Origin of the sequence: Pseudomonas sp. GM78, assembly GCF_000282475.1 — a bacterium.
Taxonomy (GTDB): Bacteria; Pseudomonadota; Gammaproteobacteria; order Pseudomonadales; family Pseudomonadaceae; genus Aquipseudomonas.
This window is the reverse complement of record NZ_AKJF01000202.1, coordinates 1-26,573: the sequence shown is the minus strand read 5'-3', so window position 1 is coordinate 26,573 and position 26,573 is coordinate 1. Positions and strand designations below refer to the sequence as shown.

At 60.1% G+C, this 26,573-nt stretch carries 24 protein-coding genes and 1 pseudogene; 17 read left to right on the top strand and 8 right to left on the bottom strand.

Annotation, left to right across the window (positions count from 1 at the left end; translation table 11 throughout):
- Positions 1–150: 150 nt before the first annotated feature.
- Positions 151–1,374 (bottom strand): methyl-accepting chemotaxis protein, encoded by a 1,224-nt coding sequence (locus tag PMI35_RS03575; protein ID WP_443217075.1) that lies wholly within the window; start codon positions 1,372–1,374, stop codon positions 151–153.
- A 628-nt stretch (positions 1,375–2,002) separates the two neighbouring features.
- Positions 2,003–2,407, bottom strand: a complete 405-nt coding sequence (locus tag PMI35_RS03580; protein WP_007935965.1) for a TraR/DksA family transcriptional regulator — start codon at positions 2,405–2,407, stop codon at positions 2,003–2,005.
- Between the two features lie 364 nt (positions 2,408–2,771).
- Here PMI35_RS03580 and PMI35_RS03585 point away from each other — a divergent pair, with 364 nt between their 5' ends.
- Positions 2,772–3,386 (top strand): glutathione S-transferase, encoded by a 615-nt coding sequence (locus PMI35_RS03585; RefSeq protein WP_008065331.1) that lies wholly within the window; start codon positions 2,772–2,774, stop codon positions 3,384–3,386.
- 275 nt (positions 3,387–3,661) lie between these two features.
- On the opposite strand, the gene PMI35_RS34855 is transcribed toward PMI35_RS03585, so the two are convergent.
- On the bottom strand, positions 3,662–4,591 hold the full coding sequence (locus tag PMI35_RS34855) for a hypothetical protein (RefSeq protein WP_008065330.1): 930 nt from the start codon (positions 4,589–4,591) through the stop codon (positions 3,662–3,664).
- 278 nt (positions 4,592–4,869) lie between these two features.
- On the opposite strand from PMI35_RS34855, the gene PMI35_RS03595 reads away from it, so the two are divergent.
- Both PMI35_RS03595 and PMI35_RS03600 read left to right on the top strand, forming a co-directional pair.
- Positions 4,870–5,553 (top strand): response regulator transcription factor, encoded by a 684-nt coding sequence (locus PMI35_RS03595; protein WP_008065329.1) that lies wholly within the window; start codon positions 4,870–4,872, stop codon positions 5,551–5,553.
- Positions 5,531–6,925, top strand: coding sequence for a sensor histidine kinase (locus PMI35_RS03600; protein ID WP_008065328.1), 1,395 nt, complete (start codon positions 5,531–5,533; stop codon positions 6,923–6,925). The genes PMI35_RS03595 and PMI35_RS03600 overlap by 23 nt, the downstream gene beginning before the upstream one ends.
- Before the next feature lie 117 nt (positions 6,926–7,042).
- On the opposite strand, the gene PMI35_RS03605 is transcribed toward PMI35_RS03600, so the two are convergent.
- From PMI35_RS03605 to PMI35_RS03615, 3 genes are read right to left on the bottom strand one after another with little or no spacing between them, the layout of a single operon-like run.
- Positions 7,043–7,453 (bottom strand): SRPBCC family protein, encoded by a 411-nt coding sequence (locus tag PMI35_RS03605; RefSeq protein WP_008065327.1) that lies wholly within the window; start codon positions 7,451–7,453, stop codon positions 7,043–7,045.
- A gap of 28 nt (positions 7,454–7,481) precedes the next feature.
- The gene (locus PMI35_RS03610) at positions 7,482–8,279 is read right to left on the bottom strand and encodes an SDR family NAD(P)-dependent oxidoreductase (protein WP_008065326.1); all 798 of its coding nucleotides are present in this window, start codon (positions 8,277–8,279) and stop codon (positions 7,482–7,484) included.
- Between the two features lie 2 nt (positions 8,280–8,281).
- Positions 8,282–9,298: an aldo/keto reductase gene (locus PMI35_RS03615; RefSeq protein ID WP_008065324.1), complete on the bottom strand. Its 1,017-nt coding sequence runs from the start codon at positions 9,296–9,298 to the stop codon at positions 8,282–8,284.
- A 115-nt stretch (positions 9,299–9,413) separates the two neighbouring features.
- Here PMI35_RS03615 and PMI35_RS03620 point away from each other — a divergent pair, with 115 nt between their 5' ends.
- A complete protein-coding gene (locus PMI35_RS03620; protein WP_008065322.1) occupies positions 9,414–10,310 on the top strand; it encodes a LysR substrate-binding domain-containing protein in 897 nt (298 codons plus the stop codon).
- A gap of 124 nt (positions 10,311–10,434) precedes the next feature.
- Here the strand turns inward: PMI35_RS03620 and PMI35_RS03625 are convergent, their stop codons facing one another.
- A complete protein-coding gene (locus PMI35_RS03625; RefSeq protein ID WP_008065320.1) occupies positions 10,435–11,778 on the bottom strand; it encodes an MFS transporter in 1,344 nt (447 codons plus the stop codon).
- A gap of 282 nt (positions 11,779–12,060) precedes the next feature.
- Here PMI35_RS03625 and PMI35_RS03630 point away from each other — a divergent pair, with 282 nt between their 5' ends.
- On the top strand, positions 12,061–13,494 hold the full coding sequence (locus tag PMI35_RS03630; protein WP_008065318.1) for an aldehyde dehydrogenase family protein: 1,434 nt from the start codon (positions 12,061–12,063) through the stop codon (positions 13,492–13,494).
- 291 nt (positions 13,495–13,785) lie between these two features.
- A complete protein-coding gene (locus PMI35_RS34290) occupies positions 13,786–14,868 on the top strand; it encodes an RHS repeat-associated core domain-containing protein (RefSeq protein ID WP_008065316.1) in 1,083 nt (360 codons plus the stop codon).
- Positions 14,869–14,992: 124 nt separating this feature from the next.
- Here the strand turns inward: PMI35_RS34290 and PMI35_RS03635 are convergent, their stop codons facing one another.
- Positions 14,993–16,246: an OprD family porin gene (locus PMI35_RS03635; RefSeq protein WP_008065314.1), complete on the bottom strand. Its 1,254-nt coding sequence runs from the start codon at positions 16,244–16,246 to the stop codon at positions 14,993–14,995.
- Between the two features lie 195 nt (positions 16,247–16,441).
- Here PMI35_RS03635 and gcvA point away from each other — a divergent pair, with 195 nt between their 5' ends.
- From gcvA to PMI35_RS34280, 11 genes and pseudogenes are all read left to right on the top strand, one after another.
- Positions 16,442–17,347 carry a transcriptional regulator GcvA gene (gcvA, locus tag PMI35_RS03640; protein WP_008065312.1) on the top strand — a complete coding sequence of 302 codons (906 nt, stop codon included), beginning with the start codon at positions 16,442–16,444 and terminating at the stop codon, positions 17,345–17,347.
- A gap of 94 nt (positions 17,348–17,441) precedes the next feature.
- Positions 17,442–18,347 carry an NAD(P)-dependent oxidoreductase gene (locus PMI35_RS03645; RefSeq protein WP_008065310.1) on the top strand — a complete coding sequence of 302 codons (906 nt, stop codon included), beginning with the start codon at positions 17,442–17,444 and terminating at the stop codon, positions 18,345–18,347.
- Between the two features lie 252 nt (positions 18,348–18,599).
- Complete coding sequence (locus tag PMI35_RS03650; RefSeq protein ID WP_008065308.1) at positions 18,600–18,959, top strand: Zn-ribbon domain-containing OB-fold protein; 360 nt, start codon at positions 18,600–18,602, stop codon at positions 18,957–18,959.
- On the top strand, positions 18,956–20,101 hold the full coding sequence (locus PMI35_RS03655) for a thiolase family protein (RefSeq protein ID WP_008065305.1): 1,146 nt from the start codon (positions 18,956–18,958) through the stop codon (positions 20,099–20,101). Before PMI35_RS03650 ends, PMI35_RS03655 begins: the two co-directional genes overlap by 4 nt.
- A gap of 4 nt (positions 20,102–20,105) precedes the next feature.
- Positions 20,106–20,864 (top strand): SDR family NAD(P)-dependent oxidoreductase, encoded by a 759-nt coding sequence (locus PMI35_RS03660; protein ID WP_008065299.1) that lies wholly within the window; start codon positions 20,106–20,108, stop codon positions 20,862–20,864.
- Between the two features lie 10 nt (positions 20,865–20,874).
- On the top strand, positions 20,875–21,681 hold the full coding sequence (locus PMI35_RS03665; RefSeq protein ID WP_008065298.1) for an enoyl-CoA hydratase/isomerase family protein: 807 nt from the start codon (positions 20,875–20,877) through the stop codon (positions 21,679–21,681).
- Between the two features lie 18 nt (positions 21,682–21,699).
- Positions 21,700–22,914 (top strand): CaiB/BaiF CoA transferase family protein, encoded by a 1,215-nt coding sequence (locus PMI35_RS03670; RefSeq protein ID WP_008065297.1) that lies wholly within the window; start codon positions 21,700–21,702, stop codon positions 22,912–22,914.
- Positions 22,915–23,385: 471 nt separating this feature from the next.
- Positions 23,386–23,673 carry a DUF6124 family protein gene (locus PMI35_RS03675; RefSeq protein ID WP_008065296.1) on the top strand — a complete coding sequence of 96 codons (288 nt, stop codon included), beginning with the start codon at positions 23,386–23,388 and terminating at the stop codon, positions 23,671–23,673.
- A 147-nt stretch (positions 23,674–23,820) separates the two neighbouring features.
- Positions 23,821–24,837, top strand: coding sequence for an RHS repeat-associated core domain-containing protein (locus PMI35_RS34285; protein ID WP_008065295.1), 1,017 nt, complete (start codon positions 23,821–23,823; stop codon positions 24,835–24,837).
- Positions 24,838–24,955: 118 nt separating this feature from the next.
- A pseudogene (locus tag PMI35_RS03680) lies at positions 24,956–25,324 on the top strand (LysR family transcriptional regulator); the annotation flags it as partial.
- Between the two features lie 98 nt (positions 25,325–25,422).
- Positions 25,423–26,517 carry an RHS repeat-associated core domain-containing protein gene (locus tag PMI35_RS34280; RefSeq protein ID WP_008065292.1) on the top strand — a complete coding sequence of 365 codons (1,095 nt, stop codon included), beginning with the start codon at positions 25,423–25,425 and terminating at the stop codon, positions 26,515–26,517.
- The last annotated feature ends 56 nt before the right edge of the window (positions 26,518–26,573 follow it).

Here is a 26,573-nt window from a genome sequence, read left to right as displayed (position 1 = left end):
CGCCCCGTTAAACCACGATGGCCGAACGCAGGCGCGTTTGAAAAAGTGAGTCGCCGTAAGGGCGAAACCATAAGTGGCCGTTACCGCAGCAATGGATATGCCCCCCAATCCCTATTCCAACCCATGCTTGAGTGAACAGCATTGCGTCCATCATCGAGGGTTTTCCGGCTTGTAGCCCAAGCGCAATCCACCCCAATGACGCCCCTTGAGCATGATCGGCACCGACAGGTCGTGCATCAACTCGCCGGTGTCGCGGGTGTAGGTTTGCAACAGCACGGCCTGCTGATGGCTGCCACAGCGAATCCCCGTTCGGTCGGTGAACTTGCGTTTGCTGCGGTTGTTCAGCGTGTCGCGCTGTACGTCGCCGGTCAGTGGCTGGCTGAACGCCTTGTTATGCGTCGGCACATAACCCTGCTGGGTGCAGGCGATGGCGAACACCAGGCCTTCGTGGCGTGGCAGCAGCGGCTCCTGGATCCCCGGCAAGACCTGATCGGTGTAACGGTCGAAACGCGTCCGGTACTTGACCGGCTGAGTATCGGGGATCGCCTGGTACTGGCGGTCGAACAGGTCTTCGAGGCTGATGAGCCCTGCATTGATATCCGCCTCGAAACGCGCCGCAATCTGGCTCGCGCCTTCCCGGGCCAGGTCGTAGATCCGCTGGTGGTAGTCATCCAGGCCGACTTCGGCGAGGCGCTCGCTGATGGTCTCGGCCTGGCCTTCCATCTGCACCGCTGCCAGGGCCAGGCGCTGGGTCTGTTGGTCACTGATTGCGAGGTCGCTGCGCATCTGCTCGATGGCGTGAAACAGGCTATCGAGTTGTTCGCGGTTGGTTTCGGCACCGCGAGCGATCTCTCCGACCTGGCTTTCGACACCGGCAGCCAGGCGGGCAATGTTTTCCAGATGCTGGCCGGTCTGTTCGACCTGGCCGACGCCAGTGTCGAGGTCGGTGGACAACTGGCGGATCTGCTCGACCACTTGCGCGGTGCGTTGCTGGATATCGGCCACCATGTCGCCAACTTCTCCGGTGGCGGTGGCAGTGCGCGCGGCAAGCCCGCGCACCTCATCGGCCACCACCGCGAAGCCACGACCGTGCTCGCCGGCCCGCGCCGCTTCGATGGCAGCGTTCAAGGCCAGCAAGTTGGTCTGGCTGGCAATGGACTGGATCACCAGCGTGACCCGCTGAATCTCGTCGCTGCGCAGGCTCAGGGCTTCGATCAGCTCACGGCTGTTGTTGGCCCGCTGACTGAGCTGGTGCATGCGCGCAATGGACTCGATCAATTCGGTACGCCCTGCCACGCCGCTTTGATGCGCTTCACTCGCGGCACTCAGGGCCTGGCGACTAAGGGCCGAGGTGGCCTGCTCGGTGGCGATCATGACGTCGGCATTGCCGACGATTTGCGCGGCCGCACCCAGTTGCGATTGCAACTTGTCGGCCAGTTGCTTGACCGAGTAGGCCACGCCGGCGGCGGACAGGGCGTTATGACTGGTGGTATAGGACAGTTCGCGGGTTAACGCCGAGAGTGCGTTGGAGGTATCGACAGGCGCGGTTTGGGGTATTGCGCGCGAGCGCAGGCGCGGCAGCCAGATGATCAGCACGGCCAATGGCAGGCCAAGGTAGAGCGACCAGCCACCCAGGGTCATGCCACACAACAGCAGCACCAGGGCGATGCTTTGCAGTGTCGGCGTCAACCAGCGGTTGTTCGGCAAAAGCACGGGTGCAGGCACTGCCGCCACCCGAGATCCGTCTCTCGTCATCTTTTTCACCCCGCCAATTTCTAGTTGTTGTCTTCGCATTAAACGCCAGCATAAGGCCATTATCCATGAGCCTTTAGTCGGGGACGTTGCAGCAGATCAATAGAAGTTCGGGGGGATTGTGTAGACGTCGAAAAGCAAAGATCGCAGCCTGCGGCAGCTCCTACATAAGTTCACTTGAACCCGTAGGAGCTGCCGCAGGCTGCGATCTTTTCCAGGCAGCCCCGGTTAAATGGGCTACCCGACAGAATCAGGCCTGACGCTGGTGCTTGTCGATCTGCTCGTGACGTTCTTGAGCTTCGATGCAGTACTTGGTGGTCGGGCTGATCAGCAGGCGCTTGAGGCCGATTGGCTCGCCGCTGTCATCGCACCAGCCGAAGCTGTCTTCCTTGATGCGTTCCAGGGCTTGCTCCAACTGCGGCAGCATGCGCTGATCACGATCGATCGCGTTCACCAGCCAAGTGCGCTCTTCTTCGACGGAAGCGGCGTCAGCCGGGTCGGCCGGAGTGTCCAGGCTTTCGATGGCGATGCGGTTCTGTTCGATGCGCTCATGGGTTTCGACTTTCATGTTCTGCAACAGCTCGGAGAAAAAAGCATGTTGCTCGGCATTCATGTAGTCATCCGCCGGCATGGCCAGCAACTTGTCCTTTGTCATTGATATCTCTATAAAAAAACGTGCATTAAGGCGAATTAGGGAGCGTTGCGGCGGACCATCGAAGGTCATCGCAAAGGCGCCGTTTATACCAAGCGCCACCCGGCACTCAATTTACGAGGGGCGGCAGTCTAAGGCCGACTTGAGGCCTCAGCAACTGAAAAGACAGCGAATTTGTCCGACAAAGCCTCGAAAATGCTCTAAGACAGGCATCCAGGCGCATATCGGAGTGCGTTTATAGCAAGAAATTCAATCCTGCGAAGCTTATATGGAAGACAAACCGCTGAGCTGCATGCCCCGGTTTGCAGGTCGACCGGGCTCAGCTAAGGTTGTCGCTCGCGAAATGGCTATCTCAAGGAGCGGTTATATGAAGCTGATCGGCATGCTGGATTCACCTTACGTGCGACGCGTCGCCATTTCTGCCAAGCGCCTGGGCATCACCCTGGAGCACGAATCGGTGTCGGTGTTCAGGACTTTCGAACAATTTCGGCAAATCAACCCGGTGGTCAAGGCGCCTACCCTGATCCTGGATGACGGTGAAGTGTTGATGGATTCGACGTTGATCATCGATTACCTGGAGGCATTAGCGGGTCCGGAACGCAGCCTGATGCCCGAGAGTATCGAAGATCGCCTGCGCTCACTGCGCCTGATTGGCCTGGCATTGGCCGCCAGCGAAAAGTCGGTGCAGCTTTATTATGAGCGCAACCTGCGCCCGGCAGAGATCCAGTTCCAGCCTTGGGTCGAGCGGGTCGAGGGGCAATTGGCGGCCGCCTATGGAGCGCTGGAACGGGAGCTGGAAAAGCAGCCGCTGAAAACCGATGGCTCGATTGCTCAGGATGGCATCACGTTGGCCGTGGCCTGGAGCTTTACCAATCTGGTGGTGCCGGATCAGGTTGATGTTGCGCAGTTCCCGCGGATCGCTGCATTTACCCAATATGCCGAGGAGCTTGAGGCGTTCGTTACGACGCCGATTGATGGGTGAATCTATTGCGCCTGATCTGCCCTCTTCGCGAGCAGGCTCGCTCCCACATTTGGAATGCATTCCCCCTTGTGGAGCGAGCCTGCTCGCGATGACGCAATCACAGCCAACATCAATGTACCTGTCCAAACAAAAACGCCGCTCCTGCCAAAGAAGGCAGAAGCGGCAGAGGCACAAGCCCCGCAAGATCAGTGCATGAACAAGGCGATCAGGATGATGATCGGGATCGGTACGCCGAGAAAGAACAACAGTAATGAACGCATGATGATTCTCCTGGGTTAGCGAATCGGAGCTGTGGTGACGTAGGTGTCGGTTTCCAGATACACCACGGCATCCCGGCGACGACCGCCGAAGGTGGCGGCAAGGCTGGCGAAGAACGCGCCGGCCAGCAGCGCGACGAACATCCACAAGGTGGTCCAGGCGGCGACTTTGGCGGCGGTGTCGGCCGCTTGTTGCGCAGCCAGCTTGGCGTCGGCCACGGCTTTTTGCGTGCGGGCATAAACCTCGTCGACACGACGCTCCGCGTCCGCTTGCGTCATGTTGGTCCGCTGCGCCACCAGTTGTGCCAGGTAGGTGCGGTCTTCAGCGGACAACTGGCCGTCTTTCAGGGAGCGCACGAAAATGCGCGTCACCGTGCCGCGGGCGGCGTCATCGCTGACGGCCGCCGGCTGGTTAGTACGAAACAGGCTGTCGATGTAGTAACCGTACTGATCGCTGTCGGTGTTGGCTGCCGCGGTGCCCGCCGCTGCTGTCATTGCCGTAGCAGCGCCACCGGCAACCTGCGCCCCGGCCTGAACGCCACCGCTGACGATGCTGCTGACCGAACCGGCCACCAGCGTCGCTGTCACCAGCGTCGCCACGCACCAGGCCAGAAAGCCGTGGGCGGTGTCGCGAAAGTAGACTTCATCGCCATGCATATACGCCCACTTCACCCGCAACCGGCCGGCGATGTAGCCACCGGCCCCGGAAGCGACGATTTGCGTGACAGCCAGCCAGATAATCGTCGATATGCCCAGGCCCTTGGCGCTCATGCCTTCATTGGCCCACGGCGAAACCGCCGAGAACCCCAGGCCGAATCCGAGCAGCACCAGGATCAGCGACAACGCCGCCGCAGCCGCGGCCCCGGCGAAGATCGCCCCCCAGGACACGCCCGACGCCGCGCTCAACTCTTCGGTGACGGGATAGAAACCCTCAGAGGATCTATTCATTGTTGTATCGCTCCAGGCAGAAAGATGGTGTTACAAGTCTCGTAAGAGCAATTGCAGTCAGCGTGCCAGTCGCGGTTTTTTAATAAATCCTGCGCTTTCAGCAGCTTAGAAAGTTTGAACTTCCCAGGGCCATGCAATTTGCAACGAAAGGCTGGGCGCAGCGGGTTTTATGCATTGACCGACACTGGATTTGTCCATGAACTTTTATTTAGTCAGCGGTTGATCATTTCTTGGCAAAATGGCCCACCTCGTTGTGAATACCTAATCAGGCCAGCCCTATGACCCGCATCTTGACCATCGAAGACGACGCCGTGACCGCCCGGGAAATCGTCGCCGAACTGAGCAGCCACGGCCTCGACGTCGACTGGGTCGACAACGGGCGCGAGGGGCTGGAACGTGCGGTCAGCGGCCACTATGACCTGATCACCCTCGACCGCATGCTGCCCGAGCTCGACGGCCTGGCGATCGTCACCACGTTGCGCACCATGGGCGTGGCCACGCCTATCCTGATGATCAGCGCCCTCTCCGATGTCGACGAGCGCGTGCGCGGCTTGCGTGCCGGGGGCGACGATTACCTGACCAAACCCTTCGCCACCGATGAAATGGCCGCCCGGGTCGAAGTCCTGCTGCGCCGGCAGAACAACGTGACGGCCCAGGCCACTACGTTGCGGGTGGCGGATCTGGAGCTGAACCTGATCAGCCACGAAGCCAGCCGTAACGGCGAATTGCTCACGCTGCTGCCCACCGAATACAAACTGCTGGAATTCCTGATGCGCAACACCGGGCAAATCCTCTCGCGGATGATGATTTTCGAAGAGGTCTGGGGTTATCACTTCGACCCCGGTACCAACCTGATCGACGTGCACATCGGCCGCCTGCGCAAGAAAATCGACCCACCTGGCAATGTCCCGTTGATTCGAACCGTGCGAGGCTCGGGTTATGTCATTGCCGAACCCGTCTAAAGGCTGGCGCTCTTCCACCAGTCGCCTTCTGGCGCTCTACAGTGCGTTGTTCGTGGCCTGGAGCGGGATTCTCATGGGGGTCATGTATTACGAGGTGTCCGCCTACCTCGACAACCTGGCCAAGCATTCGCTGATGCAACGCCAGCATCTGTTTTCGCACTTCCAGGGCGATCAATTGACGGACGCCCTCGCCGTCAGCATGACCTTCGACATCCGCGGCATCGACGCCTACGGCCTGTTCGATGCCGAGCATCGTTACCTCAGCGGAGCCCTGCGCCACATTCCGAAAGGCCTGCCGCTGGACGGCAAGATTCACATGCTCAACGACTGCGCCGAGTCCGACGACCCGACCCTGCCCATCGATAGCTGCGACGCCGTGGCGACCCAGACGAAGGATGGCCGCTGGCTGATTCTGGTGCGGGACAACGGTTCGTTGTTTGCCGTGACCCGGATCATCCTCCACGCCTTGTTCTGGGGCGTGACCCTGACCATCCTGCCGGGCATCGTCGGTTGGCACCTGTTGCGCCGCCGACCGCTGCGGCGCATTCGCGCGATCCAGGGCAGCGCCGAAGCCATCGTCGCCGGTGACCTGACCCGGCGCCTGCCGCTGTCCAACCGCCGCGATGAACTGGACATGCTGGCCGCCATCGTCAACGCCATGCTCGAACGCATCGAGCGTTTGATGAACGAGGTCAAGGGCGTGTGCGACAACATCGCCCATGACTTGCGCACCCCATTGACCCGCCTGCGCGCGCAGCTTTACCGCATGCAACAACAGGCCGGCGAAGGCTCGACGCAAGCGACGCAACTGGACGCGGTGCTGGCCGAAGCCGACACCCTGATGGCGCGTTTTCGCGGGTTGCTGCGGATCTCCGAACTGGAGGATCGCCAGCGCCGGTCCGGTTTCGTACAGCTGGACCCGGTGCCGTTACTGCAGGAACTGCATGAGTTCTATCTGCCGTTGGCCGAGGACGATGGCCTGACGTTCGAACTGCAACTGCCCGCTTCGCTACCTTCGCTCAATGGCGATCGCGCCTTGCTGTTCGAAGCGGTGGCGAATCTGTTGAGCAACTCGATCAAATTCACCCCGCCCGGTGGCCAGGTGATTCTGCGGGGGGTCAATGAGAACGGGCATACCCGCATCGAAGTGCACGACTGCGGTCCCGGTATTCCGGAGGCTGAACGTGAGGCGGTGTTCCAGCGCTTCTATCGCGCCGAGGCGGGAAACCTGAAAAGCGGTTTCGGCCTGGGGCTGTCGATCGTCGCGGCGATTGTCAGCCTGCACGGGTTTGCGCTGGAGGTGGGGACGAGTGAATTGGGTGGGGCGCGGTTGGTGCTCGATTGTCGGGAGAGTTTGATTACCCCGACCTGACACAAAACCTGTGGGAGCGGGCTTGCCCGCGATGGCGGAGTGTCAGGCGACTTCATTTTCGTCTGTTACACCGCCATCGCGGGCAAGCCCGCTCCCACAGGGGATCTTTGGTGTTTTTCAGGTTGGGTAATTGGCCCGCAGTGCCTCAAGCCCACCCTGATAAATCCCGGTAAACAACGCCACCACTTCCTCGTCACTCACCCCCACCGGCTCAAACCGACCGGACCAGGTCACCCGGGCGCCCTGCCCCTGCGGTTCAACGCGGATCGTCGCCAGATAATCAGTGGCCGGAAACGGCGCCTGCAAGATCGAGTAACTGTAGGTCTTGCCATCGTTGTCGAACGCTTGCAGGCGCTCGATCACCACCGCGCCGTCCGCCGTCTGCAGGCTGCGCACCCGCCCGCCTTCGCTGAGTTCGCTCTTGGGAATGAACGGCAGCCAGTCCGGCAGCGAATTGAAACCGCCGATCAATTGCCAGACCTGATCGGCCGAGGCCGGGATGTCGATGGATGCTGAGGTTGTTGCCATGAAAAATAGACTCCAGATTGAAAAAGGTTCAGATGGCCAGGCTGTCGACGACGCCGCCGTCGACCCGCAGGGCAGCGCCGGTGGTGGCCGAGGATAGCGGCGAAGCGATGTACGCCACCAGGTTTGCCACCTCCTCGACATCCGCCACGCGCTGGATGATCGAGCTCGGCCGGGCCTTGCGCACGAAGGCATCGGCCTCCTCCCGAACGCTGCGTCCGGAAGCGGCGATGGCATCCTTGAGCATTTCCTCCACGCCATCAGTGAGGGTCGGCCCCGGCAGGATCGAGTTGACGGTCACCCCGGTGCCCGCCAGGCGTTTGGCCAGGCCATGGGACACGGCCAGGTTGGCGCTTTTGGTCACACCGTAGTTGATCATCTCGGCGGGGATCGCCACGCCGGATTCCGAAGACAGGAAAATCACCCGACCCCAGCCCTGCTTGACCATGTCCGGTACGTAATGCCGGGCCAGGCGCACACCGGAGATCACGTTGACTTCATAGAAGCGTGTCCACTCGCTGTCCGGGGTCTCGAAGAAGTCCACATCGTTGTAGATCCCGAGGTTGTTCACCAGCACGTCGGCGCGGGGTTCGGCGGCGAACAGTTTTTCCGCGCCTGCAGCTGTACCCAGGTCGGCGGTCAGCCCGCGCAGTTGAGCACCGGGCACTTGCTGACGAATGCTCGCCAGCGCCTGCTCGACCTTGGCCGTATCGCGGCCGATCACCACCACCGTGGCGCCGCATTCGGCCAGCGCCTTGCTGATCCCCAGACCGATGCCGGCCGTGCTGCCGCTGACAATCGCCAGTTTTCCACTCAGATCGATTTTCATGCTCAAGCTCCAATGATGGGTAATGGGGCACGCTCGGAGACCAGCTTCGCGTCACGCAGTGCCTGCCAGAAAGCGGCGGGAATCACCTCGGACAGTGCGGCGACATCTTCGGCAATCCGCTCGGGACGGCTGGCACCTGGAATCGCCGCCGCCACCGCCGGGTTGGCCAGGGAGAACTGCAAAGCAGCCGCTTTGATGCTGACACCGTGGGCAGCGGCGATGCGCTTGATCTGCTCGACTTTATTGATGATCTGCGGGCTGGCCTTCTGGTATTCGAAGTGCGCGCCACCGGCCAGGATCCCCGAGCTGTACGGACCGCCGACCACGATCTCGACGTTCTGCGCCAGTGCCGCGTCCATCAGACGCTGCAAGGCACGATCATGGTCGAGCAGAGTGTAGCGGCCCGCCAGCAGAAAGCCGTCCGGCTGCGCTTCGCTCAAATCCAGGGTCAGTTCGCAAGGCTCGACCTTGTTCACGCCCAGGCCCCAGCCCTTGATTACGCCCTCTTCACGCAGGCGGGTCAGCACCTTGAACGCACCGGTACGCGCCTGGTTGAAGTACTCCAGCCATTGATCGCCGTAGAAGTCCTGGGCGATGTCGTGCACCCAGACGATGTCAAGGCGATCGGTTTGCAGGCGATTGAGGCTGTCTTCGATGGAACGCAGGGTCGCATCGGCGCTGTAGTCGTTGACGATCTTGTTCGGCAGACCGTGTTCGAACACCCCGCTCTTCTCGCCCAGATCACGGGCGGCGGCGTCTTCGACTTCGTCGAGAATCACCCGGCCGACCTTGCTGCTGAGTACATAGTCGTCGCGGTTGTAGCGCGACAGTGCCTGGCCCAGGCGAATTTCCGACAGGCCCGAACCGTAGAACGGCGCGGTATCGAAGTAACGCACCCCGGCATCCCAGGCGGCGTGGACGGTGGCTTGCGCTTCTTCTTCGGGAATGGCGCGGAACATGTTGCCGAGCGGTGCAGTGCCGAAACCCAGTGCGCCGGGCAGTTTGTCTTTCAAGCTCATAACAAATTCCTCATCAGTTCAGGGGTCAGGTGGTGACCGTTGAGCAGATCCTAGATTGCGACCATCGGACCGTCCAGGACATAATGCGCAGCACTTGAGTCCCTGGAGGTCTTACATGATCGATATCCGCCAATTGCGCTACTTCGTCGCCGTCGCCGAGGAAGAACACGTCGGTCGCGCCGCCGAGCGCCTGCACATTTCCCAGTCGCCCCTGAGCCGGCAGATCGCCCAGCTCGAAGAACGCCTGGGCCTGACCCTGTTCGAGCGCAGCCAGCAACGCATCCGCCTGACCCGCGATGGCCAGACCTTCCTCGCCGAAACCCGCGCCCTGCTGACCCACGCCAATCGCCTGGAATCCCTCGGCAAACGCCTGGGGCGTGGCGAGGAAGGCGGCCTGTGCATCGGCTACATCGAAAACGCCATGCACGCCGGCGTCCTGCCCAATGCCTTGCGCGTGCTGCGCAGCGACCGGCCGAACGTGCACGTGGCGCTGTACAACCTGAGCTCGGCTGAACAACTCGAAGGTCTGCGACAGCGTAGTCTGGATATCGCCCTGGTCAGTGAGCCGCCGACCGATGACGACCCTGACCTGCTGGGCTTCCAGGTGCTCGATGACCCGATGTTGCTGGCCCTGCCCGAACATCACCCGCTGGCCAGCCAGACGCAATTGACCGCCGCCGACCTTGCCGAACAGGAGTGGATCGGCGTGCAGCACCAGAATGTCACCGGCCGCGAGAATTTCGTCAGCGCCTGCATCCGCGCAGGCTTCACCCCGGATATCCGTATGGAAGCCACCGGCCCCTTCACGGCAATGGCGCTGGTGGCCTCGGGGCTGGGCATCGCCATGATCCAGAAAGGCTTGAGCCGTAACGCACCGCCGGGCGTGGTGCTGCGGGAAGTGCCGTGGATTCCCCTGACCAGACCGCTGTGGGCGGCGTGGCACCGGATCAATCTGCGACCGTTGGTGGAAACGTTCAGGAAGGTGCTGACGGAGCCCGGGTCGGACATATGATCGTTCCCACGCTCTGCGTGGGAATGCCTCAAGGGACGCTCCGCGTTCCAACTCGCGAAAGGGACGCGGAGCGTCCCGGGCTGCATTCCTTTGCTGCGTGGGAACGATGGGTACAGGGTTTGGATCAACGCAACGCCTGCCCTCGCGTCTCAGGCATCCGCAGGTAAACCACCAGACTGATCGCACTGATCACCGCCAGGTAAATCCAGAACAGCCCGCCATACCCCCAACCCGTCATCGCCGCCATCAGGTACGGCGCGGTGCCGCCGAACAGGGTCACCGACAAGGCGTAGGGCAAGGCAATGCCGGTGACGCGTACCTCGGCCGGGAACTGCTCGGCCATGGTCACTGCCGACGCGGCGCCGAAACCGGTCATGATCACCATCGATACGGTCTGGATCAATGTCACTTCCATCAGGCTGATACCGCTGTGCAGCAACCCGAAGCTCGGCCAGGCCCACAGGATCGAAGCGATGGCAAAGGCGATCAGCACCGGACGGCGCCCTACCCGATCCGCCAGTTTGCCGGCGAACGGCAGCAGTACCAGCGACACGCCAACGGAAATCACCCCGGCCAGCAAGGTGTCGCGGATCGACATGCCGGTGATCAGGTGCACCTGATTGGGATAGCTGACCATCCATACGTAATTGAGCAAGTTGCCAGCCATGGCGATCCCGATCACCCGCAGGGCATCGCGGCGATGACTGAACAGCAGTTCACGGATCGGTCGTTTCTTGCTGTGGGAAGCAACCCGCGTCTTGAAGATTTCGGTTTCACGTACCGACAGACGAATCCACAAGGTAATCAGGCCCATCAACGCAGCAATCACAAACGCCACGCGCCAGCCCCAATCGTACAGCGCAGTGTCACTGCCCATCGAAGCGAGCGCAAACCCGAGCAGGAACGACACCAGGGTGCCGGCGTTGATGGCGAACCATTGCCAGGACCCGGCAAACGCCCGGCGATGCGCGGGTGCCGACTCGATCAAAAACGCTGATGCCGAACCGAACTCGCCGCCCGCTGAGAAACCCTGGACCAGACGGGCAATCACCAGAATGACCGGCGCGGCGATGCCGATACTTTCGTAGTTGGGGCAGATGCCGATCACCAGCGAAGCCACCGACATCAAAAGGATCGACAGCGTCAGGCCCTTCTTGCGGCCATAACGGTCCGCCAGTTGGCCCAGCACCGCGCCGCCGATGGGACGCATGATGAAGCCGACGGCAAACACCGCCAACACCGACAGCAAAGCAGTGACGCCGTCACCGGCGGGGAAAAACTGTTTGGCGAGGATCGAGGAGAATGTCGCGTAGATCACCCAGTCGGTGTACTCGACGATGGTACCCAGGGTGGCGGCGACAATGGCTTTTTTCTCGGCACGGTTGAGTGGCCGACCCTCGGATTGCAGGCTCGCAGTTGCAGTGGATGACGACGGCAGTTGGCCGTCCACTGTGTTGTAGTTGCTCATTTTCAAGACTCCCGTGGGCGCTGTTATTGTTGACCTTTGAACGCGGCCCCAGCGTTGCTACGAGAGAAATATCCGGCGTTGCCGAGCTTTCGTGTAGCGAGTTTTCCGGCCGGTTCGGTTGACTAAATATCAATCCATTGCCTTGAGGTTTTCTCAACGCACAGCCCTTTAAAACTCGGTTGAAGGGTGATCGGTGAGCAGCCGTAATGGCAGGCAATCATGGGCTGCCCACGACCCTCCCCATGAGTAATGACAAGAACAGCTTCACGAGGAGAACCGGCAATGTTTGATAGAACCAACAGCTTCATCGACGGGCGCGACACGCCGCCGCTGGATGGCCAATACGACGACAAGATCGACCCGCGGACCGGCGAAAAACTTAACGAAGTGGCCAACAGCGGCCTGGCCGACGTGGCCATCGCCATCAATTGCGCCGCCGCGGCGCTGCAAGCCTGGCGCGACATGCGCCCGGCCGAGCGCGGCCGCATCCTCAACGATTTCGGGCGCCTGATCCGCACCAGTGAAAGCACCCTTGGCGCCCTGGAACGCACCGAAACCGGCAAGCCTGGTCGGGAAATGGCGCAACTGATGGACCTGACCGCGCAGTACTTCGAGTTCTACGGCGGCATTGTCAATGTCATGGACGGCGAAGTGATCAACCAGGGCCCGAACTACCACGTCTACACCCGCCGCGATCCGTTCGGCGTGATCGGCGTGATCCTGCCGTGGAACGCCCCGCTGCATCAGGCCGCCCGCGCCATCGCCCCGGCCCTTGCCACCGGCAATACCGTGGTGGCGAAACCCTCAGAGCACACCTCGGCGTCGTTGGTGGAGCTGGCGCGCATGGCCGTCGAGGCTGGCGTTCCACCGGGCGTGTTCAACGTGATCGTCGGCAAGGGCAGCATCATCGGCCCGGCCATGGCGCATAACCCGCACATCCGCAAAATCTCCTTCACCGGCGGCATCCGCGCCGGCCAGGAATTGGGGCATATCGCAGCGGACCGCATTTTGCCGCTGACCCTGGAACTGGGTGGCAAGTCGGCCAACATCGTGTTCGACGACGCCGACCTCGACGCCGCCGCCAAAGGCTCGACCCTGGCCTTCACCTGGAACAGCGGCCAATGGTGTGCGGCGGGCACACGCTTGCTGGTACAGGAATCGATCTACCAGCGTTTCGTTGACAAACTGCTGGTCGAAGTCGGCCAGCTGCGAGTCGGCCCGCAGGATGACGCGACCTCAGGCCCGATCACCACCCACGCGCAATTCGAGAAAATCCAAAGCTATTTCGCTATCGCCGAACGCGAAGGTCTCAAGCCGGCTATCGGCGGCAAAGTCGCCAGTCATCCGGGCTACGAAAACGGTTGGTACATCGAACCGACCGTGTACACCGGCGTGACCAACGACATGACGTTGGCCAAGGAAGAAATCTTCGGGCCGATAGTCTGCGTGATTCCGTTCAAGGATGAAGCCGATGCCTTGCGCATCGCCAACGACAGCGAGTTTGGCCTGGGCGCCGGGATCTGGAGCCGCGACATCGGCCGCGTGCATCGGGTCGCCGCGCAACTGGAGGCCGGGCGCATCGTGGTCAACGAATACAGCGGCGGGTTCGTGCAAACGCCGTGTGGCGGGTTCAAGCAAAGTGGTTACGGGCGCGAGCAAGGGGTGGATGCGTTGGCGCATTACACGCAGTTGAAGTCGGTGATCATTCGGCTCTAAAGCGTTCGCCAACATCCAAGGGCGCAGCTATTGCTGCGCCTTTTTCGTTACCCGAAAACACCACGATTCCCTGTAGGAGCGAGCCTGCTCGCGATGGTCGTAAACGATAACGCGAAAAACCAGATGCCCAGAGGCACCTTCGGTTTTTCGTCGGAACGCCGCCCGGAGCAAGCTCGCTCCTGCACAAGATCGGCAGCAAGCAGACGCGACACTATCAGTTCTGCTAGTACTCAACCTCGGTACAGTCGCAGATACTCAAACCCCCAGCCCTCGAAAGCCAGGAGCGCCCCAATGCCCTCCCCACGACGAACACTGCTCTGCCATTATCGTTACGACCCACTGGATCGTCTGATCAACCAAACCCAATCGGATACGCCCGCACACCAGCGCTTCTACTGCAAAAGCCGCCTGTCCACCGAGATACAGGGGGCGGTGCAGTATTCAATATTTCAGCATGACGACCAGTTGTTGGTACAACAGAAGCACGAGGGCGATGTACTTGACACCACGCTGCTGGCTACCGATCAGCAGCGCTCAGTGTTGCAGGCGCTCAATTCCAATCATCAACGACAGCCCATCGGCTATTCGCCCTACGGCCACCACCCCGCTACGTGCTGGTTGCTCAACCTGCTCGGTTTCAACGGTGAAAGACCGGACCCGTTGACCGGGCACTATTTGTTGGGAAATGGGTATCGGGCGTTCAATCCGGTGCTGTTGCGGTTTAACAGTCCCGACAACTTGAGTCCATTTGCGGAGGGTGGATTGAATCCATATGCCTACTGCCAAGGCGATCCCGTGAATCAAATGGATCCGACAGGACATTTCATTTCCCCTCGTTCGGCATTTGTACCAAATAACCTTAATCGTATTGCGCGCTTGCCGCTCCCTAATGGTATTACGCCCCCGACCCTCCCGATCCCCCGGACCGGTACGAATCGAACAATGGTGCTGGATACAACACCACCATTGAGTCCTCCGGCGACAGTAAGGCCCATGAACGCTTCCAGTCTCAATGCAACGAATACCAGTCAGCGACGCACTGTTACCGATACACCTGAATTTTCGCACGATCCCGAAACCCTTCGCCGACTGGAGAATGCGCGCGAAGCTACTGCCCGCAGAAATGAAGCGCTTGATGCTGCCGAAGCGAATTGGCACGACGACTCTATTCCTGCACCAAGTGGAGATCCACGCACAATGGGGATTCTCAGCTTAGTCGGGGTCGGGGTCGGGGTCGGGGTCGGGATGCGTATGCCAACACCACGAGCTCCACGTTTACCTCATCAGTCAACTCAGATAAGAAGTGGGTTGGAGAACAGTAGGCACGCCCATGACGCGAACGCAGGTCGATTCTTGAGCAATCCCCCCAGATAAAATCGTTCGGGTACATGCTTATTCAATCAGTGAATGAGATGTGTGCTCCAAAGTAGAAAATCACTGCGTCGAGGGAGCTTGCTCCCTCGGGGCAGATACTCATCAGTTGTTTCAGGTTTCAGAATTACCAAAACCCCAGCGAATAACTGACGATCAACCGATTCTCAGCAATATCACTGGAAAAATTGCTTCGCGCACTGGCGTTTTTCCACTTCAGCCCCAGGTTCTTCAACGGCCCGCTCTGAATCACATACCCCAACTCGGAATCACGCTCCCATTCCTTTCCCGCTGTAGAACGAGTGCGCACGCTGACGTTGTCACCCGACATATACCGGGTCATGAAGGTCAGGCCAGGAACACCCAGCCCAACGAAGTTGAAGTCATAGCGTGCCTGCCATGAACGCTCGTCCTGATTACCGAAATCGTTGATTTGCACCAGATTGACCAGGTAGGCATCGGTGCCGTTGATATTGGCAAAACCCGTGTCGCCACTCATGCGCTGATAACCCAGGCCCAGCGAGTGGCCGCTGGCGCTATAGGTGAACATCGCACCCAGCGCTGAGTTGTCGACATTGCTGCCGCCACTATCGAGACTACGGGCCCAGCGTAGGTCGGAGCTGAGGGTTTGGCCTTCGCTGATGGCCCATTTGTGGTTGAGGGTCAGGTAGTGCTGGCGGTAAATCCCTTCAAGCTCACCGTAGTGATACGCCGTACTCAGTGACGAAGTCCAGCGATAGGTGGCACCGGTGAAATCGAAACGTTCACTGGTGGCATGACGGCCGAGGCGGATGTTGCGCGCCACGCCGTTGTAGACGCTCATGTCCTCAAAGTCGGAGGAATTGCGCAATTTGGTCTGGTCGAGGCGGCCGAGGTCCAGGGACAGGTTGTCGACATCGGCGCTGTTGAGCCACGCGCCGCGAAAGGTTTGCGGCAGCAGGCGTGAGTCGTTGTACATCACCACCGGCATTTTCGGCAGCAGCGTTCCGGCTTTCAGGGAGCTCTTGGCCAGGCGCAGTTTGCCGGTGGCGCCGAGTGCGCCGTACTGGTCTTCGGTGCGTCCGCCGGGCCCGCGCGCGGTGTTGAGCAGGCCGGTGCCGCTGCGGTCCGGCGCGGAGTCGAGCTTGATACCGACCAGGCCAATGGCGTCAAAACCGACGCCGATCAGGCCTTCGGTATAGCCCGATTCAATTCGCAGGATCAGACCCTGTGCCCACTCCTCAGCCTTGCTCTGGGCCACGCCGGCTTGGCGGAAGTCGCGATTGAAGTAGTAGTTGCGAAGCTCCAGACTGGCTTTGCTGTCCTTGGAAATATCGGCGCAGGCGGGATTGAGTACGGTGCTGGCTGCGATGCAAACAGCAAGTCTTGAGGCGTTGTTCATGGGCGCGTTTCTCTTATTGTTGTCAGGTTCGAGCACACCCCGGACAGGCGCGCGAACGTCGATCCTGAAAGCCAGGCCCGGGCCCGACAATCGAGAAAAACACCGCGCTGCCTTGAGTTTTAATCAAGTGGGATTAGGCTCTGCATTACGTACACTGCGCGCCGCTCCTCCCATAAGAACAAGAGTCTGCCCACTATGGATCGTCTGCCTCCCCTCAATGCCATCCGCGCCTTCGAGTCCGTCGCCCGGCATCTGAGCATCACCCTGGCCGCCGATGAATTGAATGTCACCCCCGGCGCGGTCAGTCGGCAGATCCGCACCTTGGAAGAATTTCTCAAGCTCGACCTGTTCGTGCGCGGTCACCGGCAGATCACCCTGACCGCTGCCGGCGAGCAGTATTTTCGTGCGGTGGCGCGGGTGGTCGAAGACCTGCGTGGGGCAACCAAAAAACTCATGTCACCGCCCCGCCGCCGTCAGCTCAAGGTGCGCGCCTACACCACGTTCGCCATGCAGTGGTTGATTCCGCGGCTGGCGAGTTTCCATGCGCAAAACCCGAAGATCGAGGTGCTGTTGACCGCTTCGCTGGAGCCGGTGGATTTCTACAAGGAAGACATCGACGCCGCCATCCGCCTCGGTTCCGGCGAATGGCCCAACTGCAATTGCTACGTGCTCAGCGATAACCAGTTGGCACCGGTGTGCAGCCCGTCGTTGCTGCAACATGGGCCGGGGTTGCAGACCCCGGCCGACATCGCCGGCTACACCATGCTGCATTCCATCGCCCGCCCCGAAGACTGGCGTTACTGGCTGGAAGCCGCCGGGGTCAGTCGCGAAGTGGATGCCCAGGCCGGCATGTCCTATCAGAGTTCGTCAATGGTCTACGCCGCGGCGGTCGGGGGTCAGGGCATCGCCATGGCGCAGCTGTTCCTGGTGAGCAAGGAGTTGCAGGACGGCAGCCTGATCCGGCCGTTCGAGCAGGTGGTGGATATGGGGGTGTACACCTATTACCTGCTGACGCCACGACACCGCGAAGAAAGTGACGATCTGCGGATTTTCCGCGAGTGGCTGCTTGAGCAGGCGCGTATCACCCGCGATCAGGCTTGAGATTTAGTCAACACAGCGCGGCGTAAAACTGCTTTGTCGGTCATTTACCGGCATGACTAGCATGGGTCTCCGACGACAATAAAAGAGACCCGTCATGACCACTCCTGCTCGCCCCTCCATCGGTTTTATCGGCCTCGGCGCCATGGGCCAGAAAATGGCCCGCCATCTGCTCGACAACGGCTTCGAGCTAAACCTGTTCGACCCCAACCCGCTCGCCCTGGCGCCGCTGCTGGCACAGGGCGCGCGTCAACATGCAACGCCTCGGCAAGTGGCCGACCATGCGCACATCGTGCTGATCTGCGTGCCCACGCCAGACATTGTCGAACGCGTGGTGCTGGGGGTCGACGGGGTGATCCACGGCCAACAGATCAACATCCTGGTCGACCACTCCACCACCGGCCCGAGCCTGGCCCGGCGTCTGCACGCCGAGCTCGGCGAACGCGGCATCGACGCCCTCGATGCACCGCTGGCCGGGGGTGTTGCCGGCGCGCAGAACGGCACGTTGTCGGTGATGGTGGGTGGCGACTTGGCCGCCTACGAACGTTGCCAGCCGGTATTCGCAGCGTTCGGCAAGAAAGTCGAACACATTGGAACGGAGCCGGGCTTGGGGCAAACCCTGAAGCTGGTCAACAACATGATCGTCGCCGCCACCCTGGTGGCCACCAGTGAGGCCATGCTGTTCGGGGTCAAGGCGGGACTCGATGCGCGGCAGATGGTCGAGATGCTCAACGCCAGCACCGCACGCAGTTTCACCAGCGAACAGATCCTTGCCGGGACTGTAATGCGCCGGGAATTCGATTTCGGCTTTCGTCTGGATTTGATGCGCAAGGATGTAAGGCTGTTTCTGGCGGAAGCGGAGAATGCCGGGGCGCCAGTGTTTACCAGTTCGGTGGTCAAGCAGTTCTTCGATCAAGCATTGAGCGAGGGCGATCCGGCGCGGGATATGACGCAGGTGGTGCAAGTGCTGGAGCGCTTGGCCGGAGTAACCCTGCAAGGCTGAAGCACAACGCTGTACCTGTTGGAGCGGGCTTGCCTCGGGCGGCGATCCGACGATGAGGGCGGCACATTCAGCATCTGTTTCGGCTGACCCACCGTCATCGCGAGCAAGCTCGCTCCCACAGGTTTAATGTTCTCCATGGGTTGATTTTTTCTCAACCCACCCCGGTTTTTATATCGTTTGTCGGCCCTCCCGCCCCTGCCCGACCATGACCTCCAGCGCTCGTTCGCGAGCCCAAAACAACAGGAGGTCATCATGAGTTTTTCCACGCCCGTCTGGGCCGCCACCACGCCGCCGAGCTTGCGCGCCTCGCGCCATCGCCACAGCGGTGAAGTCTTCTTTCCTGCCGTGATTGCCGAGTCGCCGCTGAGCAACCAGTTCGACGACACCGTCCTCGACACCGAAGGCCAGGTCTACAGCTTCACCATCATGCACCCGAGCCCGAAAAGCGGCCTGCCACCCTTCGTCCTCGCCTACATCGACCTGCCCGGCCCGGTGCGTTTGTTCGGGCGCCTGATCGACAGCCCAGGCCTCCCCACCATCGGTGACAAATGCCGGGTGATCGCCGACGACACCTACGGCTACGTTTTCCAATCCCTGGAGGCACGTCCATGAGCCAGATGCATGTAATGGGCGGCGCAATGACCGTCTTCGGCCGTCACCCAGGCGTGATGGCGCCGGAACTGGCGCAACGGGCGATTCTGGATGCGGTGGCCGATGCCGGCCTGCAACTGGCGGACATCCAGGCGGTGTACTGCGCCAACGTACTGGGCGGGATGATCCTCGGCCAGGTGATCCTGCGTGACCTGGGCCTCAAGGGCATTCCGGTCTACAACATCGAAAACGCCTGTGCCAGCGGCGCCACGGCGGTGCATCTGGCACGACACGCCTTGCTGGCAGGGCAGTACGAGCGGGTGCTGGTGTTTGGCATCGAGCAACTGACCGCCCTGGGCGGCGGCATGATCCCGATGCAGCGCAACGACCGCATGACCGATCTGTACGCCACCGCCGGTATGGTCTTGCCAGCGGTCTACGCGATGCGCGGCACGCGTTTCCTCCACGAGCGCGACGCCAAGCCCGCCGACCTCGCCGCCGTGGCCGTGAAGAACCGCCATCACGGTTCGCTTAACCCATTCGCCCAGCAACGCACCGAAGTGACGCTCGAAGAAGTGCTGGCCTCACGGATGATCGCCGACCCGCTGACCCTGTTGCAGTGCTGCCCCTCTCAAGTGGACGGCGCCGCCGCGTTGGTGCTGGGCAACAAACCGGGGCCTCACGCCAAGGACGTGAAAGTGCTGGGTTCGATCATCGTGTCGGGCCTGCGCGAAAGCGGTGACGAAGACATTCTCGACGCCGAAATCACCGCCCGCGCCGCTCGACTGGCCTATGAACAGGCCGGTGTTTCGCCGACCGACATCGGCGTGGTCGAGTTGCACGACGCCTTCACCATCGCCGAGTTGCTGTACTACGAAGCCCTGGGGCTGGCCGCGCCGGGTGACGCCGTTGCGCTGCTGCATTCTGGCGCCACATCGCTCGGCGGCCGGGTGCCGGTCAACCCAAGCGGCGGTCTGCTGGCCAAGGGGCATCCATTGGGCGCCACGGGCGTTGCGCAAATGGTCGAGTTGTTCTGGCAGTTGCAGGGTCGCGCTGGCGACCGCCAGGCAGGCACCCCGCGCCTGGGGCTGGCGCAATGCACCGGCGGCGGTATCGCCGGGGTCGATCATGCGGCGTCCGCCGTGCACATTCTTGGAGTCTGAAGCCATGAACAACTTTTCTATTGGTCAAGTCGCTATTGTTACCGGCGCGGCCCGTGGCATTGGCCTGGCCATCGCGCGACGTTTGGCACGGCAAGGTGTTTTTGTCTACCTGCTGGACCGCGACGAACAGGCGCTGAACAGCAGCCTCGAGGCCTTGCGGGCTGAAGATTTACAGGTTGCCGGGATCGCCCTCGACCTGACCGAAGGCGAGGCCGTCAACGCCGCCTTCACGCAATTTCGCGAATCTCACGGGCGCCTGGATTTCCTGGTGAACAACGCCGGCGTGGTGCGCGATAAACGCTTCCTCAACATGACCGAGCAGGACTGGGACCTGGTGGTGGACACCAACCTGCGGGCGCAATTTCTCTGCTGCAAGGCGGCCCTGCCGCTGATGTTGGAGAACGCCTTTGGACGCATCGTCAACATGTCGTCCCGAGCCTGGCTCGGCGGTTTCGGCCAGGCCAACTATTCGGCAGCCAAGGGTGGTGTGGTCAGCCTGACCCGCAGCCTGGCGATCGAATTCGCCGCCAAGGGCATCACCGTCAACGCCATCGCACCGGGCATCGTCGACACGCCACTGTTCCAGAGTTTCGCCCCCGAAGTGCAGGCGAAACTCAAGGACACCGTGCCGGTGAAACGCATCGGTACGCCCGATGACATCGCCAATGCCGTGGAGTTTTTCCTCGCCCCGGCCAGCAGCTACGTCACCGGGCAAACCCTGTATGTCTGTGGCGGACGCAGTCTGTCCTCGGCCAGCGTGTGAGGTGAGCGCCATGTCAGTCACCTTCGAAACACACGGCGCCGTGGCGCTGATCACCCTTGATCGCCCGCAAGCACTCAACGCCCTCGACCTGGGCTCGCTGCAAGCCCTGCGCGGCCATCTGCTGCAAGTGCGCGACCGTCGTGAATTGCGCGCGGCGGTGATTACCGGCAGCGGCGAGCGGGCATTCTGCGTCGGTGCCGACCTCAAGAGCACGCGGCAATCAAAGGCCTCCTATGCCGAGGCGCTGTTCCTGGCCAACGATGCCGCGGCAGACGCCGGCCTCTACATCCGCCAGATGGACCTCACTGATCTGGACCTGCACAAGCCACTGATCGCAGCAATCAATGGCCACTGCCTCGGCGGCGGCCTGGAGCTGGCGTTGCAGTGCGACCTGCGCATCGCCAGCGACAGCGCGACGTTCGGGCTGCCGGAAGCGGTGGTTGGCTCGATCCCGGCGGTCAGCGGCCTGCATCGACTGATGCGGGCCGTGCCACCGGCCCACGCCCTGCAAATGGCTCTGACCGGTGCGCGCATCGATGCTGTGCGTGCCGAGTCCATCGGTTTGATCTCCGAACGCCTGGACAACCGCGAAACCTTGCTGAACCGAGCAATGGAACTGGCGCAATCGATCGCCCGGCAAGCACCGCTGGCGATTCAGGCCTTGCAAACCCTGGCCCGCAGCACCGCGCATCTAAGCGATCGCGAGGCCCAACGCCTGACCGAGCTGTATTGGGGCGTGCTGCGCGACACCGAAGATCGCATCGAGGGCCGCCAGGCTTTCGCCGAAAAACGCACGCCGAATTACACGGGGCGCTAACGGCCCGAGGAGGCGAACATGTTACGCAAAGCTCTGGACGGCCTGACCGTCCTCGACTTCACCCAGATCGCCGCCGGCCCCACGGCTACCATGCTGTTGGCCGACATGGGGGCGCGGGTGATCAAGGTCGAACCCCACGAAGGCGAGCTGGGCCGTACCCTCGGCCCGGCTTGGGTCGGCGAGGATAGCGCACTGTTTCACGGTTTCAACCGTGGCAAATTGGGCCTGAGCCTCGACCTCAAGCACCCGGACAGCGCAGCGGTGGTCAAACGCCTGGTAATGCAGGCCGATGTGTTGGTGGAAAGCATGCGCCCCGGCGTCATGGCCCGGCTGGGCTTGGGTTACGAGGCCTTGGCTGAGTTGAAACCGGACCTGATCTACTGCTCGATTTCCGCCTATGGCCAGCAAGGGCCGTACGCCGATCGCGCAGGCGTCGACGGCATTCTGCAAGCCGACTCCGGGCTGATGAGCCTGATCGGCACTCCCGGTTCCGCGCCGTCCAAGGTGCAGGCGCCGGTAGTCGATGTGGTCACAGGTTATATGGCCTGCATGGCGGTGTTGGCCAAGTTGCACGCCCGGGACAACGACGGGCTCGGCGGTCACCTGGACGTCAGCCTGATGAACTCGGCACTGGCGCTGCAACAGGCGTCGCTGGCCAGTTTCCTCTGCGACGGCAAGTTGCCGACCCGCATCGGCAGCGCCGCGCCCTACTCCGCGCCCAACGAAGCGTTTGAAGCGGCGGATGGCTGGCTGATGGTCGCCGCGTACAACGGTAACCGTTGGCCGGCGTTGTGCGGCGTGCTCGGGCATCCGGAATGGATCGACGACCTGCGTTTCGCCACCTCGGCGCAGCGCGTGGTGCACCGTGAAGCCATGTGCGCGGCGCTGACCGACGTGTTCCTCACCCGCCCTACCGCACACTGGCTGCAAGTGCTGCACGAGGCCGACATCCTCTGTTCGAAGGTCAGCGACTACAACGATGTACTGAACCATCCGCAGATCGCCAGCAATGGCATGCTGGTGGATCTGCACCACCCGCAGCACGGCGTGGTGCGGGTGCCGGGGTTTCCGATCAACAGCCTGGAGGCGGCGCAGACGCCCTATGCGCCCGCGCCGGACAATGGCGAGCATTCGTGCTCAGTGTTGCGGGAATTTTCCTTTTCGGAGGAAGATATTGCCGATCTGCTGGCCTCTAACGCCTTGCGTTGCCCGGAGATGGCGTTGACCAACTGAACCGGCCCGCGCCCCCTGTAGGAGCTGCCCGCGCCCCCTGTAGGAGCTGCCGCAGGCTGCGATCTTTTGATCTGGATTTAAAGAACAAGATCAAAAGATCGCAGCCTGCGTCAGCTCCTACAGAGGTTGTTTAACGGCTGTCAGCGTTACTTGATGAAAGCTACAACGCCTTGCGTCATTGCCTACGGGTACGCCAGAATCCGCCGGCTTGTGCGCCTTGGGTCGGGGCTCTATCGTTTGCCGGTCGCTGAAAACACAGCGATCGGGTTTGGTAGCCCGCCATGCGAAGTGCACAGCACCATCATTTGCAGTGATTTTTTCGTCTCTGCTTTCTATGGTGGTCATGCACAGGGCGTCTTCGGGCGCGCCGGTCTCCTCGCATCCCGGTCTACCAACCTGCGCATGGCCACCACCCTACGTTTGGTAGCGAAAGGTGATGGCTCCTTATTTACGATGTGAGGAGTTCCAACCATGATCAAACCAACACCCAACCCTCCAGAAACAGATCCCGCCTCCGCCGCCGACATCCAAGCCACCCCGCGCAAACTCTGCACGATGTTCATCGTCAACCCCGAACTCGACACCGAAACCCTGCTGGCCCACGCCTGCGAATCACTGGCCTCGGCCAATGTCATGGCCAACGACCTGGCGGGTTTTCTGCAGGGACCGCACCGCAACACCCTGCTGGGCATTGCCCAAGTCGTCATGCTGGGCGAACTGGCGGTGAACCGCGCACTGGATCAGCTCGACCCGCTTTAGCAGGTACTGCCCGCTCCATGGCGAGGGATCAAGTTCCCTGGTCACGGGGAATCATCGGTCAAAAAGACTAGCAGTTCTGATAGTTCCAACTGGCTGCGCAAAAACCAATACTGAACCCCTGCCTGTTGGACCTTTGGAGCCTCGCCCATGCAATCGCCACACGAGTCCCTGCTATGCCAGTATCGCTACGACGCCCTCGACCGGCTAATTGGCCATACCCCAGCGAACGAAGCACAACATCAGCGTTTTTATTGCAAAAGCCGTCTGGCCACTGAGATACAAGGTGCGCTTCGGGATTCAATCGTTCAGCACGGAGACTTATTGCTGGCACAACAGCAAAGATCGGGCAATGAACTCGGCACCACGCTACTGGCTACTGATCAGCAGCGCTCAGTGCTGCACATAGTCAAATCGGAACAATTTCAACAACCCATTGCTTACTCGCCTTATGGACATAGTTTTGCTGTAAATGGATTGCTAAGTCTGCTGGGATTCAATGGCAAACGGCATGATTCGATGACCGAACATTATCTGTTGGGAAATGGGTATCGGGCGTTCAATCCGGTGCTGATGCGATTTAACAACCCCGATAATTTGAGTCCGTTTGGGAGAGGTGGATTAAATCCATATGCATATTGCTCGGGCGATCCTGTAAATGAAATTGATCCTACGGGCCACGCTTCAATTAAGATTCTTAAAACAATTACCCGAGCCATCGAAGATTGGCAAGTAAATAGACTAATTAGAAAAAATGAAAAAATAAAGAAGCTTATGACCAGGCAACAAATTGAGAATTTCAAGCAGCTTTATACAAACACTCTCAGCTTATACCAAAGCGAACCATTCTACATCAAAACAAAAAAACCACCAAAACTATTCAATCTCGCAAATGAAGCACTGCCACCAAGAGTAAGAGACATAGTACAAGAGCAACATTTGATGCCTACCCCCAAGCCGGTATACCGCCCTCAACATATCGTATTGAAAACAGATCTTGAGCATCTCGACAACATTGCAACTCGAGACAGTAATGGTGCCATCTCTGGATTCGATGCACGTCTCATCGACCCAAAATTTAATAGAGATATTCATTCAAACTTAATCTATCTCAGAAACAAAATGCGCAAAAACAATGAAAAGATTTCAAAAATAAGGAATGGATAAGAAATAAGCGCTACTCGATTGGTAGCAAACAAGAGGCTTGACTGAGCCGACCGGTCGCACCGCAGGCCCAGGGTTTGCTGCTTTACTGAAAAGACCCCAAACCCAGCGAGCCTCCCCCATGAACCGCAACGACCTGCGCCGCGTGGACATGAACCTGTTGGTGATTTTCGAAACGCTGATGTTCGAGAAGAACCTGACCGGGGCCGGGGAGAAGCTGTTCCTCGGCCAGCCCGCCGTCAGTGCGGCACTCGCCCGGTTGCGCGATTTGTTCGACGACCCGCTGCTGGTGCGTAACGGTCGGGTGCTGGAGCCGACGCCGCGGGCGCTGGTGATTCTCAAGGAACTGCAACCAGCCATGGAGACCATTTCCGGTGCGGTGAGCCGGGCCAAGGATTGCGACCCGTCCGTCAGCCGCGATGTGTTTCGCATCGGTTTGTCCGACGATGCCGAGTTCGGCCTGTTTCCACTGCTGTTTAAACATAATCGAATCATTGACTAGCAAACCTAGCAGTTCTGATAGTTCCAACTCGTAGCGCTAAAGCCAATACTGAGCGCCTGCCGGTTGGACCTTTGGAGCACTCACCCATGCCATCGTCACACCAGTCCCTGATATGCCAGTATCGCTACGACGCCCTTGACCGGCTGATCAACCATGCTCCAACGAACGAAGCACAGCATCAGCGCTTCTATTGCAAAAGCCGCCTGGCTACCGAGATACAAGGCGCGCTTTGCCATTCCTTCGTTCAGAATGGCGAGTTGTTGCTGGCACAACAGCAAAGATCGGGAGATGCACTCGACACCACTCTGCTGGCCACCGATCAGCAGCGTTCGGTATTGCGCGTAGTTTCCAAAGCGGATCAACAGCCAAAATCCATCGACTATTCACCCTATGGCCACCGCGGTGCTGAAAATGGGCTGCTGAGTTTGTTGGGCTTTAATGGCGAGCGACCAGATCCGGTAACCGGGCATTATCTGTTGGGAAATGGGTATCGAGCGTGTAACCCGGTATTGATTCGCTTTAACAGCCCGGATCGCCTGAGTCCATTTGAGCAGGGAGGATTGAATTCATATGCGTATTGCTGGGGGGATCCAATAAACCTGGATGACCCAACGGGGAGGTCGCCTTGGGGAAGACTCACGACTGCAATAAGTGGCACTATTGAAAAGGCGACATCGGTAATCACCTCAAGCGTGGTACATTCAAGAAAATATTATGTGGCTCGGGCAAGAATATCCAGAGCCCAGAGAAAACTAAGTGAGCAACACCGTAAGCTAGATAACTTTATCGCACTGCGCAAAGAAACACTTGATTCCCTTGCTCAACCTCACCCCCGTACAAAAGTAGAGAAACTCACGACAATGACAGCAAACTTGTTTGATGAAGATGACTTGGAAAAACTACATAAGCACTTAGACCTCCCAATCACCTTAAAGCGAGACACTTCAGCCGCACCACAAATCACAAAACTCGAAAGAAAACTTTCACGACTCGACGCAGCCTCAATATGGAGCAAGAAAGAAAAACTCATTGGCTTTAAATCCACCCCCGAGATTGAACATCTGATAGATGAACTTCCAAAGCCGAAAAAATTACGCAACGAGATACGGCGACTTGATAACAAGCACCCTATCGAAGGCAATTCAGGGGGCGAGTTTTGGCCGCTGAATTTCGATCAATAGGAACAATCAAAATCCAGCTTGGTCCTACAAAAGCGGTTTGGTGCTTTACTGAAAAG